This window comes from Brumicola blandensis (assembly GCF_031846165.1).
Lineage (GTDB): Bacteria > Pseudomonadota > Gammaproteobacteria > Enterobacterales > Alteromonadaceae > Glaciecola > Glaciecola blandensis.
Genome location: NZ_JAVRIE010000001.1, coordinates 428,355 through 442,871, shown reverse-complemented (window position 1 = coordinate 442,871; position 14,517 = coordinate 428,355). Strand labels below are relative to the sequence as shown.

The window sequence follows — 14,517 nt, the reverse complement described above, 5'->3', positions numbered from 1 at the left end:
TGTCGGTCACCTGCTGTTTTTCTTTAGCGCATTATACATTAGTTTATCTAATTAATAAGCTGAATTTTTATCATTATCTCTGTTGAAATTTTTAGCCTAATATTCCTGTCTGTTAGAAGGAATAAATTATTGTATTTTAAAGGAATAAAGCTTTTACAATAGTTTAATATTTTTTTAACAATGGAAAGCAAAAAGTAATTAACTAAATTAAGGCAACAAAGATGAAACTTAAACTATTAGCAGTGACGGTACTTTCAGTACTTAGCGTATTTACAGGGACGGTAAATGCACAAAACGACATTAACAAGGATCTTGTTAAAGACAAAACGATTACGATGCAGTTAATCGATAACTCGCTAGAACAGCAATCGTTAGAATTCGCTAAAATCCAATTTGAAAGCGATATAAAAACGATGTTGGCCGGCAAGCCTTTTGAATACAAAAGAAGCTTCTTTGCACGGAACTCTGAACAAAGCCGTTCAGATAAAACGTTATCAGAAGAATAAACAAATAATGACACGGGCTGGGATCCCCCAGCCTATGTAGTTATTGTTGCTCTAGCGCCATAGAGAGCACTTCAATGGGGTGTTTAGGACGCTCAGATTCAAAACGCTTTACTTGACTACGACAAGAATACCCAGTCGCTAGTATTTCTTGATTATCAACTTTAGATTGCTGTACTACGCCAGACCAACTGAGGTCATAAATCCCCTTTGAATTATTAAGTTGTTCTAATTCGTGCCCATAGGTTCCAGCCATACCACAACAACCAACCGCTTTTATCTGTAAATTCAAACCTGCCTGACGAAACACGTCTTGCCATTGTTGTTCACTTTTAGGAAGGGCTGTTTTTTCAGTACAGTGCGCTAATAAATTGTACTGTTTATCTCTTAGGTCATTGCCTTCACTGCTGCCTGCAGCTAACAATTTGGCTTTTTGTGGAGCAGCTAAATTAGACAGCCACTCTGTTGCTGTTAAGACTTCGAAATGACCCCTTCTATCACCTAATATTTTGGTATATTCATCTCGATAACAAAGGACTAGAGAAGCGTCAATTCCGATCATCGGAAGATTCAAGGATGCTATTTCATTCAGTAGCCCTGCTGTCGTGCTCGCTGTTTTCTCAAATCTATCCAGAAAGCCTTTCACATGCTGCGCTTTACCATTAGGTGAAAACGGCAACAATACGGGTTTCAAGCCTAAAGCCTGTATGACTTTCACTAGGTGCTCGACGCATTCTGCATCATAGAAACTGGTAAAAGGATCTTGCACCACCACAACGTGTTTACTGCGGTCTTGCTCGCTCATACTTTTCAAGATCTTGAGGTCTTTGTCGCAGTTTACGTTTTCCAGTCTTACACGCAGATTTGGTTGCGATAACAAGGGAGCATCCACATAACCTATCGTTTTGCGTATCGCCCCTTTTATGACACCTGCATCTAAAAAGAAATTGAAAAAACGTGGAAACTTAGCCATCGCTGGCGCGAGTGTTTCAACGTTGGCAACAAAGTAATCCTTCAATGGTCTAGCATAACGCTGATAATAAATTGATAAAAAGCGCGCTCTGAAATCTGGCACATCGACACCGACCGGACATTGGCTAGAGCATGATTTACAGGCCAAGCAACCGTTCATCGCTTCAAATACTTCATGTGAAAAGTCAGCTTGCTTACTCTTGCCATTACGTAGCTTTTGCCACCAAGAGCTATGAAACTGTTTATAAGTCAGTGCGGTGGAATCAACGTCTTCACGACTAAGTAAACGCAACCATTCCCGTATGAGTCCAGCTCGACCTTTTGGGCTATGGCGTCTGTCAGACGTAATTTTACTTGATGGGCACATTGGGGAGCTGGTGTCATAATTGAAGCATAAACCATTGCCATTGCAGCTCATAGCTGGCTCAAATTCTTGTTTAAACGCAATTGGTATGGTGCGATCAAACGTCGCTCGTTTTGTATCTGCTACTTTGACCAAAGTTGCATCTGAATCTAATGGCGTACATATTTTACCAGGATTCATTTTGTTCAATGGGTCAAAGGCAGATTTGATTTTACGAAGCTCGATGTATAAGTCTTCGCCAAAGAACGCGGGGGCATATTCACTGCGATAGCCTTTGCCATGCTCTCCCCACATCAATCCGCCATATTTTGCAACCAAGGCAACGACTTGATCGGAAATTGTATTGACGAGCAGCTCTTGTTCAATATCACACAGGTCCAAGGCCGGGCGCACGTGTAAAACGCCCGCATCAACGTGACCAAACATACCATATTGTAAACCATGGCTATCCAAAAGATCGCGGAACTCCATAATAAAGTCAGCGAGGTTTTCTGGCGGCACCGCCGTATCTTCGGCAAATGCAATTGGTTTTTGGCTACCTTTCGTTTTGCCTAGCAAACCTACCGACTTTTTGCGCATGCCATAAATTTTATTAATATCACTGCGCGAATAGGTCACTTGAAAACCGATGACACCATCATCACCATTTTCAGCAGATTGCCTTAGCGATTCAGATAAGCTCGCAATTTTGGCTTCTATTTCATTTTTGTCATCACTGTTATATTCCACCATGTTCAAACCCAACATGGTTTTACCCTCTACATCAGTGATTAAGTCAGCTACGCTATGCCAAACAATATCCGCTCGTGCAAGATTCAGTACAGTACTATCAACCGTTTCAACCGAGGTTGCATTTGCTTCAATCATACTGGGAGCATGACGCAAGGCGGACTCAAACAAATCATATTTGACGTTCACCAGTGCAGTATATTTCGGAATTTTAGTTATGTTTAACTTGGCTTCAGCAACGAAGGCCAAAGAACCTTCTGCACCCGTTATCAAGCGACTGAGGTCTATTGTCTGCTTTTCATCGTTGTACACATGTTCCAAGTCATATCCGGTCAAGAATCGGTTTAAACGCGGGAATTTAGCTAGAATTTGCTGTCGTTTATCTATCGCTGTCGCCAGCACTTGGCGCATAATTCGACCGAGACTACTTTCTTCGTTTGCAATTTCCTTAGCTTGCTCTACAGAGATTGGCTGAGTCTCGATAAGCTCTCCATTCGCAAGGACTGAACGCAAACCCAATACATGATCACTGGTTTTACCATATACAAGACTGCCTTGGCCTGATGCGTCAGTGCTTATCATGCCACCCACGGTCGCTCTATTGCTAGTCGATAAGTCGGGAGAGAAGAAATATCCCATGGGCCGTAGATAATCGTTCAACGCATCCTTTACCACGCCTGACTGTACTCTAACCCACCCCTCGTCAGCGTTGTACTCCAGAATCTTATTCATATAGCGCGAGGTATCAACAACCACACCAGGCGTTAGCGACTGTCCATTGGTCCCTGTGCCGCCTCCTCTGGCACTAAAACTGACACTAGGCCACTGCGATGCAATACTGGCAATTAAGCCCAAGTCGTCGGTGCCTCGTGGGTGCAGCACAGCTTGTGGCAACTGTTGGTAAATACTGTTGTCAGTAGCAACCGCTAATCGACTAGCATAGCTAAACTCAATGTCACCAGCGTACTTGCTCTCGCGTAAGTGGTCTAAAAATGCCCGTACATCTGCGTTAATAGTGTCTCGGGGCGATAAGATAGGTAATGCTGTCAACTAAGCTCTCCTTTTTAGCAAGCTCAAGTATATCTACTACGTTAAAAATGCTCTAGTCGGTTTATGGACCATTTTAATTTTTCTTATATCTTTCTCAAAAGCAAAGCCCTTAACAATAAGTCAATTGTCCCGCCACCTGAATTTAAATATAGCAATTTATACCTAATTAGGTTATTATCTCTTCTGCCGATAGTTTAATGAGAGGACAGAAATAAAGGCGTGCCACACTATTGCGCAACAGGCACCCAAGAATTGGAGTAAGAAATGAAGAAATTTTTCAAAAAGTTATTAAAGAAACGTCACCCCTATGCTCCCGTAGCATATCTAGGCCGCAAGACCGTTGAAGGCTCTATGGGCTGCAAAGTGGTTAAGACCAAGAAGTTATATAAACTCATACAAGAAGAGCAAGCTCAACACTAAGCAAGTGTTAAACAAATAAATCTCTTCTTTTAATCGCAGTGCTCACATTTATCGAACAGCTTACTGTTAAGGCTTGTGCCAACCCAACACGATCAAATGTTAGCTCTGTGATATGAACAAGCGCTCGCCCATAAAATTCTCGTTGGTTCATCTTCATAAAGTTCATAACGGCATGAGAACACAATCACGAATATGAAACATGATTTTTATCTACGCAGATCCAAATGAGCTAAAACGAAAAGAGCGCGGTGAATACATTTTCACTGCGCCCTTGTTTTGGCTTCTGTCGTGAGGCCCTTTAAGATTTACACAAGTTTAACCATGCTTTTCAGCTAAGTATAACCATGTTTCAACAACGGTATCAGGGTTGAGAGAAACAGAGTCTATTCCTTGTTCGACTAACCAAGCTGCAAAGTCTTCATGGTCAGATGGTCCCTGACCACATATACCAACATACTTGCCTCGTGCTTTCGCTGCTTTAATCGCCATCGCAAGCAAAGCTTTCACTGCAGGATTACGCTCATCAAATAAATGTGCAATCAAACCTGAGTCTCTATCCAAACCAAGCGTTAGCTGTGTCAAGTCATTAGAACCAATAGAGAAACCGTCAAAAATGTCGAGGAACTGATCTGCTAACAAGGCGTTTGAAGGCAATTCACACATCATAATAATGCGCAGTCCATTCTCTCCTTTTACCAGTCCTTGATCGGCTAACAACTCAATGACCTTTTCACCCTCTTCCAATGTGCGAACGAATGGGATCATGATCTCTACATTGGTTAAGCCCATGTCATTTCGAACACGCTTAATCGCTTCACATTCCAAGGCAAAACAGTCTCTAAAATCTTCAGAGATGTAGCGACTTGCACCGCGAAAACCTAGCATTGGATTTTCTTCGTCTGGCTCGTATTGGTAACCACCTACCAGATTAAAGTACTCATTTGACTTAAAGTCTGACATACGCACAATCACTTTCTTCGGTGAAAATGCTGCGCCAATCGTCGAAATACCTTCAACTAATTTTTGAATATAAAACTCTACAGGTGATTCATAACCAGCAATCATTTCTGAAATTTCGTCTTTCAACTCTTCAGGCTGCTCATCGAAATTCAATAGTGCTTTAGGGTGAACACCAATCATTCGGTTAATAATAAACTCAAGACGAGCCAAGCCAACACCTTCATGCGGTAAGCGCGCGAAGTCGAATGCTCTGTCTGGGTTACCGACGTTCATCATAATATTCAGAGGTAGATCAGGCATAGAATCTATGCGTGAGGTAATGACTTCGAAGTTTAGTTCTTGGTTATAGATATAACCGGTGTCACCTTCAGCACAACTCACGGTAATCGCATCACCAGTCTCAATACTATCGGTAGCATTGCCGCAACCAACAACCGCAGGAATACCCATTTCACGCGCAATAATAGCGGCATGACAAGTACGGCCACCACGATTAGTAACAATCGCTGAGGCTTTCTTCATGATAGGCTCCCAATCTGGGTCGGTCATATCGGTGACCAGCACATCGCCCACTTCAATCATGTCCATCTCAGCGATTGAACCTAGTACTTTCGCTTTACCAGCACCTATTTTGTGCCCTATCGCACGACCTTCACAAACAATCTTGGTTGCATCACTTGTCAATTGAAAGCGCTCAATGACTTGCATGTCTTCGCGACTGCGCACAGTTTCAGGTCTTGCTTGCACAATGTATAGCTTGCCATCGATACCATCTTTCGCCCACTCAATGTCCATAGCACGGCCGTAGTGCTTTTCAATCGTCTGGGCTTGTTTAGCGAGTTCCATGACTTCTTCATCGTTAAGAGAGAAGCGCATGCTATCGGCTTTATCAATATCAACGATTTCGACTTGTTTTCCGTGCTCAAGGTCATCCGAGTAAATCATTTTGACTAATTTACTACCTAAATTACGGCGAACGATAGCGGGATTACCAGCATCTAGGGTTGGCTTGTGTACATAGAATTCGTCAGGATTCACAGCGCCTTGAACAACCATTTCGCCTAACCCAAATGAGCTGGTTACAAACACAACGTCTTCGAAACCAGACTCGGTATCAATAGTGAACATGACGCCTGAAGATGACATATCACTGCGCACCATGCGCTGGATACCTGCAGAAAGCGCAACGCCTTTGTGGTCATAACCTTGGTGTACGCGATAGGAAATAGCGCGGTCATTAAACAGCGAAGCAAACACGTGCTTGATGGCAACTAACACCGACTCGTACCCTTTCACATTTAGAAAGGTTTCCTGCTGCCCTGCAAAAGAAGCGTCAGGCATATCTTCTGCTGTTGCAGATGAACGAACCGCAAAAGATGCCTCATCGCCAGCTTCACCCTGAAGATGAGTAAAAGCAGATTTAATTTCTGCCTCTAGTTCAGGCTGGAACGGCGTATCGAGTATCCATTGACGAATATTCTTGCCCGCTTCAGCAAGCGCATTGACGTCATCAACGTCCAAAGCATCCAAAACATCGTGTATTTTAGCTTCAACTCCACTTTGTTCTAGAAACTGATTAAATGCGTGTGATGTTGTTGCAAATCCTCCCGGTACTTGAACACCTGCATTCGACAGGTTTGATATCATTTCTCCCAATGATGCATTTTTACCACCCACACGGTTAACATCATCCATGCCCAATTCTTGATACCAAAGTACGTATTCTTGCACTGCTTAAAGCCTCCAGCTTGTTTAATTGCCGATAAGTTTTTTGTCACGTTTTGTTGTAACAAGGTATGATTAATTTCATGCGATAGTACACAGCTGTAAATTACTGTTTACTTTCCGCAGTCGGGATTCTAAATTGTCCCTCATAAGAAAGTAAAATTTAATTTATTTTCGTAATTAATTTACAACAATGTTAAGGAGATGTTGTGCGCACCGCTTTTTACATATCAGATGGTACAGCCATTACCGCAGAAGTTTTTGGGCACGCTTTGCTGTCTTTATTTCCCACAGAATTTCAACATATCACCATTCCTTTTGTTGAAACAGAACAACATGCTCTTGAGGTCTTAGAAAAGATAAAACAGCATTTTGAAGAAAGTGGAGACCGTCCATTAGTTTTTTATACGATGGTAAATAGCGATGTTCGCAAATTAATGAGTCAATCGGTGGGTATTAATTACAACTTTTTAGACCAGTTTGTTGCGCCTCTTGAGAAGGTCATCGGTTTGCCTTCTAAACCAGAAAAACATCGCACACATAGTATCCATGAAAAAACGTATGATATTCGAATTGAAGCCGTAAATTATGCTTTAGCAAATGATGATGGAAGTAACCTCAAAGATTACCATGAAGCTGACATTATTCTAGTCGGTGTATCACGCTCGGGGAAAACGCCTACCAGTTTATATTTGGCACTACAGTATGGAATTAAGGCGGCAAATTACCCATTTACAGAAGATGACATGGGCGATATTTTAAAACTACCGGCAACTCTAAGACGATTTCAGAAGAAACTATTTGGGCTAACCATTGATGCAAATCGATTACATCAAATACGCTCAGAACGCAAAGCCAACAGTCGTTACGCATCTATGCAGCAATGTCGAATGGAACTTAGAGAAGTGGAAAATTTATATCGAAAAGAGAAGATACCGTTTCTAAACAGCACCAAATTCTCTATTGAAGAAATATCGGCAAAAATATTGGCAACCACGGGCTTACAACGAAGAAAGTACTGAACTTAGTAGGCCGCATCACTATTTATCAGTTGGCTGCTCTTTTGCTTTAAGTGAATTAGGTCGGCCGCCTGTTACCTTATCGGCCCTGCCCTCTTCTTTGGCTTTTTCAGCTCGGCGTTTACGTACTTCTTTTGGGTCTGCAATCAAAGGACGATAAATTTCAATTCGATCCCCGTCTGAAAGGTTTTGCGTAAGTTTACATACTCTATTCCAAACGCCTACTTTATTGCTCTCTAAGTCTATTTCTGGGTGTAAACTAAGTATACCAGAGGTGTTAATAGCATCTTCTACACTTGAATTCGCTTCCACACTGACTTTTAACAAACTTTGCTTGTTTGGCAATCCGTAAACCACTTCAATTTCAATAGCATTGTCCATTACTTGTACACTTCCTTCGCACGCTGACTGAATGCGTTTACCATATTGTTAGCCAAGGAATTGAATATTTTGCCAAATGCTAACTCAACTAATTTGTTGGTAAAAACAAAATCAAGATTTAATTCAATTTTGCAGGCTTCATCTGATAGAGGAGTAAAACGCCAACCACCGCTTAAAGACTTAAAAGGACCGTCAGATAAATCCATCTCGATAGACGCCCCCTTTACTAAGGTATTCTTTGTCGTCAAGGTTTGCCGCACGCCCGCTTTAGATAGCACCATCGTAGCCAACATATGAGAGTCGCTTTCTTCAAGCACAGAGCTCTTCTCACATCCTGGCAAAAACTGATCATAGGATTCGACATCATTTACAAGTTCATACATCTGATTTGCACTATAGGCTACAAGTGCATTTCGCTGAATACTGGGCATTAATTACGAGCTACCTTTACTAAATTACGTGTAGTTTATCACTGATACTTAAGAATAACAGAACGAAAAATCAAGTACATAAAGACAAACCCGAGAACCTTGATATAATACGCCTATGAAAAAATCTAAAAATACTAACAATACAATCGCACTTAATAAAAGAGCGCGACATGAATACCATCTTATTGACAAGTTTGAAGCTGGTCTGCAATTACAGGGCTGGGAAGTCAAAAGTATTCGCGCAGGCAAAGCGAACATCACAGACAGTTACGTTTTTATCAAAGACGGCGAAGCCTACGTGAGCAATATTAATATAATGCCTCTCAACCAAGCTTCTACGCACGTTATTAGCGACCCAACTAGGGTACGCAAGTTACTTTTGAAGAAGCGAGAAATTGAAGAGCTAATGGGTGGCCTAGATCGCAAAGGTTTAACCATTGTAGCAACAGCTATGTATTGGAAGGCATGCTGGGTGAAGTTAGAAATTCAACTCGCTAAAGGGAAGCAAGAACACGATAAGCGAGACACAGTGAAAGATCGTGATTGGGCGAGACAAAAAGAAAGAATGATGAAACACAGCGCATAAGGTTTCGCGTGCGCTGTTTACCTGTTTAATCAATAAACTGCTTTCGATAGCGCTTAGTTAACTTTGCCGCTCTTATTTGGTCAATTATCAAACTGATCAAAGGACTGCTCGAGCGACTGGGGCGTTTACCCTTGCCAAGATTCCTAAGTTGTCGTTTCACCAATGCCATATTGGCTAATCCCGACAAGGTTTTATCTTTCCAGCCAGTGTTCGGGATAAAACCCTCAAAGTCTGCGTTGACGGTCCATTTGTTAACCAACGCAGGATCATAAGCTAAGGCAGATGCAATACCGACTAAGTCCATGCCGCTTGAGAGCACTTCGTTAGCAACAGGTAATCGTTTTACTCCCCCCGTGGTCATCACAGGAATGTTACTATGTTCAGCAATGCGCTTTGCAAACGTTAAAAAGTAGGCCTCTCTGGCAAGCGTTCGTTCGTCACCACTCTTGCCTTGCATTGCGGGGGCTTCATATGAACCGCCAGATAACTCAATAAAATCTAAGCTACTGTCGTTTAGCCATTTCACCACTTGTATAGCATCTTCAACGTCAAATCCACCTCGTTGGAAATCAGCAGAATTTAACTTTACCGACACAATAAAGTCGGTACCACAGGCTATTCTTACCCGCTGAATGACTTCGAGCAATAGCCTAGCGCGGTTTGCTAGCTCTCCACCCCATTCATCATTTCGTTTATTGGTTAAAGGTGATAAAAATTGACTCAACAAATAACCATGAGCTGAGTGAACTTGTACACCGTCAAAACCTGCATCGCGTGCACGTAAGGCTGTATTTTCAAAACGCTGTATCACATCTTGAATCTCTTCTTCAGTCATTGCTTTGGGTGCGGTGAACAAACCGCTATGTTTGCCCATATCAAGTGCTACATCTGATGGAGAAAGGACTTTACCACCCATTTTTTTAAAAACTTGTCGACCAGGGTGATTGATCTGCATGATCACTTTAGTATCATTCTGTTTTGCTATTTCAGACCATTCTCTGAATGCTTTGACCGGCGTATCTTTTTCAAGCACAACTCCGCCAGGCCCAGTCATAGCTAACTTATCGACCATAACGTTACCGGTAATGATAAGACCTACTCCCCCTTTCGCCCAACTAGCATAGAGGTTTTTTAGGGCTGTACCAGGTAACTGATTCGGCTCGGACATATTCTCTTCCATTGCGGCTTTTACAAAGCGATTTTTAACTTCAATACCACAATTAAACTGAAACGGCGTAAATGCATTCATGTTGACTTAAAGACCTTAGAAGTAATGGATTAAACAATGCCACTAAGTGTGGGAAATTCAAGTTCAAATATAAATACACTAATATAAGTATATGAATAAACTTAGCTTTAAATAGCAACAAAAAGAACCTCAGTCAGCAAAACAAGCTGTTTTAGCCAAACAAAAGTGTTATACTACAACACTATCTCGGGGCTGCTCTGGATTCGACAGGATTCAATGATGCTTGAGGTGCATGCAGAGGTGCGGTTGGCCTCTTTAAAAAACCGCAAAAAAATAGTCGCAAACGACGAAAACTACGCACTAGCAGCTTAATAACCTGCATAGGCCCTTCCACTCAAGCTTTGGTCACTAGCTGAGGTTCGGAAGGTCATACTAATGACCTAGCGAGGGATGCTTGTCTAAGGCTGAACCGCGAAATAGTATTAGGCCAGTCCGAAAGAACCCTGTTTGTCGGGGTCCGTAGGATTAAATAAAAGACAAACTAAGCATGTAGTACCAACGGTTGACGCTTTCTGGACGCGGGTTCAATTCCCGCCAGCTCCACCAATTAAAAAAAGACGCCTTTTGGCGTCTTTTTTGTATATACAATTAAAGCTTATTTCTGAAAGTAGCGCTCATTCATTTTCTTAAGCTCGCCACTTTTATCCGAGCGTGAAATATGTGTACTTTGGCGTGTCGGTACGCTGAGTGTTTTCGGTGCCAAGCAAGAATGCACGTAGGATGATTTATCGCTGCTCAACTAAGCCTAAATAGTATCGTCGATAGTTACAAGGCCTGTCAAAGAATTATAGGTGATACTGTAGTCGGGTGAGGCAACCAAAAAATAAGTGCAAGCGTTTGAAGCATAAGCGACTTGATAATCTTGGCTTGCATCAGTTGCTACTCCAGGGCTACCATCGTTCAATAGTGCACTCCAAACTGAAATACAATCATCAGTGCCATTAAGTGCAATGCTTGCCTCTGCCGTTGATGTAGATTGCGCAGGCCAACCGTTTGCATTAATGTCTATTAAATTATTGCCACTGCCGTAAACATCCAAATCATTTACCTGGCCATTGTTTCCGCTGGCTCGCCATTTATAGTTAGCAAGTTCAACACTTGCTCTGAAAGCCGCTCCTGTGCCATTAACGACCGCGGCATTTGCGTCATCCTGAAAGGATAAAAATTTCGGGATCGCTACAACAGAAAGTATGCTTAACAATACAATCACGATGATAAGCTCTATTAGTGTAAAGCCCTGCTGCTTTTTCATAGACTGACAACTCGCCTTGAGATGATTTTGAGGTTAGGAAAATGGTATCAAAAAAGAAAAATAATCACTTATGAATTGATATACAGGTGTGTGCAGTTTCTTACCTAGCTTTACTCAGGTGTCTCACTGTTTTTAACTCTGTAGTCAGTTAAGAGCTCTACTGGATAGTTATTACGAGTGTCTTTATCAGATTGGCGACTGGGATACTTTATGATACACACACCTGTATCATATTGTTGAGCAGACACGCTGACGCTTGAAATCAAAAGGCCTAAAAGTAATATGAGCTTATTACCGGCTTTGTTAATCATCGTTTTTTCGATACGTCTTTCAAAACAGGAGGTGGATTAAAATATGTTTTCACAAATTCTGGCGCGTCGATCGGTCGGCTAAAGTAGTAGCCTTGCAATAACTCACTCCCATTGGCTTCCAACCAATTAACTTGCTGTTCGGTTTCAACACCCTCAGCAACGGTTATTAAGCCTAAGTTTGTCGATAACTGGATAATAGAACGCACTAGGTTCTCATCTTGTTTGTCTATCGTGATATCGTTAACGAACGAGCGGTCGATCTTCAACTTATCAACAGGTAAATCTTTCAAATGACTCAAGGAACTATAACCCGTACCAAAATCATCGAGTGAAAAGCTAATGCCAATTTTTTTCAAGTCATTAATTTTGTATATCGTGTTTTTCAAGTTATCTAATGCGACACTTTCAGTTATTTCAAACTCTAAATAATGCCCTGCTATTTGATGCTTCCTTAAAACTTCGGTTACCTTAGTAATGAAGGTTTTTTCCGCTAATTGTTTACCACTAATGTTAACTGCTATTTTAAAACCGTCGGGCAGTACACCACGATGTTTTAAATCCGACAGCAAGGCACATACCTTGTTCAACATCCTTTCACCAACATCAATAATTAATGAGCTCTCTTCTAAGAAAGGAATAAACTGGTCAGGAGGGACAATAATATCTCCCCGTTTCCACCGGATTAGTGCTTCAGCAGTTACCAGTTTTTTTGTTTGAGAGGAAACAATGGGTTGCAAAACAAAGAAGAATTCATCTTGGAACATTGCAGATGATATATCTCGCTCCAAGCGCAGTAGTTCTGCTGCTTCGGTTGCCATTTTATCCTGGAATAACGTGGTACAATTTCGTCCATTTTTCTTCGATTCATACATGGCAGTATCTGCATATTGAAGAATTTCATCAGCCGTTTCAAAACCGGGTTTAAATACCACAACACCTAAGCTTGCCGACAAATTATAACGATGCAAGCCTATATCAATTTCTCGATTGATACATAGGCGAAGCTTTTCAGCCAATTCAATAGCCGTTTTGTTTGCGATACTACGGTTATTCGATAGCTGTTCACTATGGCAGAGGAACTCATCTGCACCGAGCCTTGCGATAAAACCAATATCTTTAAAATCGGCGCGTAAGCGTTCAGACAGCTTCACAATTAGCTGATCGCCAACACTGTGGCTCAAGGTGTCGTTAATGCGCTTAAACTGATCCAAATCGGCTAAAATCGCAACGTGATATTGTGAACTTGTGTTAGTACCGTCTTGAGAGTTCAATATTTCGTAGACTTTATTTCTATTCGGCAAATTGGTTAACGCATCGTTATAAGCCAAATTTTCAATTTTTTCTTCCGCTTCAACGCGCTTCGTTACGTCATTACCCACAACCAAGATACTTTGACCATCATAGGTGTGGAATTTTACGAAAGACATCTCCATAACGCATTTGAGTTTATGTGAATCATACACATCGACAATTGTATTCAGCTTGCGGTTGTTGTCGGCTAGAAATTCATCTAAAGCTTTCATTAAACTGGGATCAATCGGGCCAATAACGTCTGATGCAGGCTTTCCTTTTAAGTCAAAGATAGAGTAGCCGTAGAACGACGCTGTTGCTTTGTTTGCGAAAACAAACTTACCGTCACCACTTAAGGAGAAGATCATTGCCGGTGCCGTATCTAATATTAAACGAAAGCGCTGACTTCGTTGAGTAAGTAATATTTGTCCGGTGGCAATACGACCTAAGAGATCGTTTGCGGAGTCTATAATTTTACTAAACTCATCCGTTTCGTGACCTTTAAGATTGCTAATGGATTGTTCGGTAATTGAAGAAGTGTTAACACGTTCAAACCGGCTAGCAAGTCTTGTTAAAGGTGCCGCCAATGAGAAATGAAATAATAAAACTAATGCACATGAAATAATGACATAGCCAGCCAAAGAGATACCAAAGGTACGAATTGCGCGGTTATATACGTCATTTAAAGCAATGTGATTATTAACTCTTACCGTCATACGCCCATAAGTTGCGCCGTTGTCTACTGGCGCACCCGGAATAAATTCATCGTAAGTCAGCAGAACAGTAGATTCGGTATAATTTGGAACGAGAAAAAAGCTAAGTACAGGGTTTGATGTTTGTGTAGAGTTGTTCCTTGCCTCTGCTAGCGTACTGCCGCTTTCATCTTCGATCACAACATATGAGAAGTAGTCGAAATAAGTTAGACCTTTGATTACCAAAGCGGCTAAATCAGAGTCAATCTTCCAAACAGCGTTTGTCGCTGAATCTCTAGCTGCCTCAACGATATTTTCCATCGATGCATTTACACCCTCAGAGCGTGTTTTAAAGTCGACATATGTTTGGAGGAAAGACATTACGAAGCCTAGTAACAATACCAAAATGAGGGAGCGGATCCCCAAAGAGAAGGATATTTTACTGGTTAGCTTCATATAAATCGCTTGTATTACTAGTTCATTGTCCAATATAGGTGATTAATGTATATGTGTCTATACCAAACTGGCGAGACCACGAACGAATTCATATACCTTATTTTGCTTGAAGCCCCAGTAAAAGTAT

Annotated in this window: 12 protein-coding genes and 1 other RNA gene; 5 read left to right on the top strand and 8 right to left on the bottom strand. The window is 41.5% G+C overall.

Features of this window, described 5'->3' with window-relative positions:
- Positions 1 to 221 precede the first annotated feature (221 nt).
- Positions 222 to 506, top strand: coding sequence for a hypothetical protein (locus RM544_RS01865; protein WP_311360083.1), 285 nt, complete (start codon positions 222 to 224; stop codon positions 504 to 506).
- A 40-nt stretch (positions 507 to 546) separates the two neighbouring features.
- On the opposite strand, the gene ydiJ is transcribed toward RM544_RS01865, so the two are convergent.
- Positions 547 to 3,618: a D-2-hydroxyglutarate dehydrogenase YdiJ gene (gene ydiJ / locus RM544_RS01860; RefSeq protein ID WP_311360082.1), complete on the bottom strand. Its 3,072-nt coding sequence runs from the start codon at positions 3,616 to 3,618 to the stop codon at positions 547 to 549.
- 264 nt (positions 3,619 to 3,882) lie between these two features.
- Here ydiJ and RM544_RS01855 point away from each other — a divergent pair, with 264 nt between their 5' ends.
- Positions 3,883 to 4,038 (top strand): hypothetical protein, encoded by a 156-nt coding sequence (locus RM544_RS01855; protein ID WP_311360081.1) that lies wholly within the window; start codon positions 3,883 to 3,885, stop codon positions 4,036 to 4,038.
- Positions 4,039 to 4,353: 315 nt separating this feature from the next.
- Here RM544_RS01855 and ppsA read toward each other — a convergent pair whose 3' ends face one another.
- Positions 4,354 to 6,729, bottom strand: coding sequence for a phosphoenolpyruvate synthase (gene ppsA, locus RM544_RS01850; protein ID WP_311360080.1), 2,376 nt, complete (start codon positions 6,727 to 6,729; stop codon positions 4,354 to 4,356).
- Positions 6,730 to 6,932: 203 nt separating this feature from the next.
- Here ppsA and ppsR point away from each other — a divergent pair, with 203 nt between their 5' ends.
- Complete coding sequence (gene ppsR, locus RM544_RS01845) at positions 6,933 to 7,745, top strand: posphoenolpyruvate synthetase regulatory kinase/phosphorylase PpsR (RefSeq protein ID WP_311360079.1); 813 nt, start codon at positions 6,933 to 6,935, stop codon at positions 7,743 to 7,745.
- Positions 7,746 to 7,763: 18 nt separating this feature from the next.
- On the opposite strand, the gene RM544_RS01840 is transcribed toward ppsR, so the two are convergent.
- A complete protein-coding gene (locus RM544_RS01840) occupies positions 7,764 to 8,123 on the bottom strand; it encodes an RnfH family protein (RefSeq protein ID WP_311360078.1) in 360 nt (119 codons plus the stop codon).
- Entirely contained in the window at positions 8,123 to 8,554 is a 432-nt protein-coding gene (locus tag RM544_RS01835) for an SRPBCC family protein (RefSeq protein ID WP_311360077.1), read from the bottom strand. Before RM544_RS01835 ends, RM544_RS01840 begins: the two co-directional genes overlap by 1 nt.
- 115 nt (positions 8,555 to 8,669) lie before the next feature.
- Between RM544_RS01835 and smpB the strand changes: the two genes are divergently transcribed.
- Positions 8,670 to 9,140, top strand: coding sequence for an SsrA-binding protein SmpB (gene smpB / locus RM544_RS01830; RefSeq protein WP_311360076.1), 471 nt, complete (start codon positions 8,670 to 8,672; stop codon positions 9,138 to 9,140).
- A 25-nt stretch (positions 9,141 to 9,165) separates the two neighbouring features.
- Here smpB and RM544_RS01825 read toward each other — a convergent pair whose 3' ends face one another.
- Positions 9,166 to 10,389: an NADH:flavin oxidoreductase/NADH oxidase family protein gene (locus RM544_RS01825; RefSeq protein WP_311360075.1), complete on the bottom strand. Its 1,224-nt coding sequence runs from the start codon at positions 10,387 to 10,389 to the stop codon at positions 9,166 to 9,168.
- A 188-nt stretch (positions 10,390 to 10,577) separates the two neighbouring features.
- On the opposite strand from RM544_RS01825, the gene ssrA reads away from it, so the two are divergent.
- Positions 10,578 to 10,935: a transfer-messenger RNA gene (ssrA, locus tag RM544_RS01820) on the top strand.
- A 199-nt stretch (positions 10,936 to 11,134) separates the two neighbouring features.
- Here ssrA and RM544_RS01815 read toward each other — a convergent pair.
- The 3 genes from RM544_RS01815 to RM544_RS01805 form a co-directional block, all read right to left on the bottom strand.
- Entirely contained in the window at positions 11,135 to 11,641 is a 507-nt protein-coding gene (locus RM544_RS01815) for a prepilin-type N-terminal cleavage/methylation domain-containing protein (RefSeq protein WP_311360074.1), read from the bottom strand.
- A gap of 110 nt (positions 11,642 to 11,751) precedes the next feature.
- Entirely contained in the window at positions 11,752 to 11,952 is a 201-nt protein-coding gene (locus tag RM544_RS01810) for a hypothetical protein (RefSeq protein WP_311360073.1), read from the bottom strand.
- Positions 11,949 to 14,390, bottom strand: coding sequence for a sensor domain-containing protein (locus tag RM544_RS01805; protein WP_311360072.1), 2,442 nt, complete (start codon positions 14,388 to 14,390; stop codon positions 11,949 to 11,951). The genes RM544_RS01810 and RM544_RS01805 overlap by 4 nt, the downstream gene beginning before the upstream one ends.
- Positions 14,391 to 14,517 lie beyond the last annotated feature (127 nt).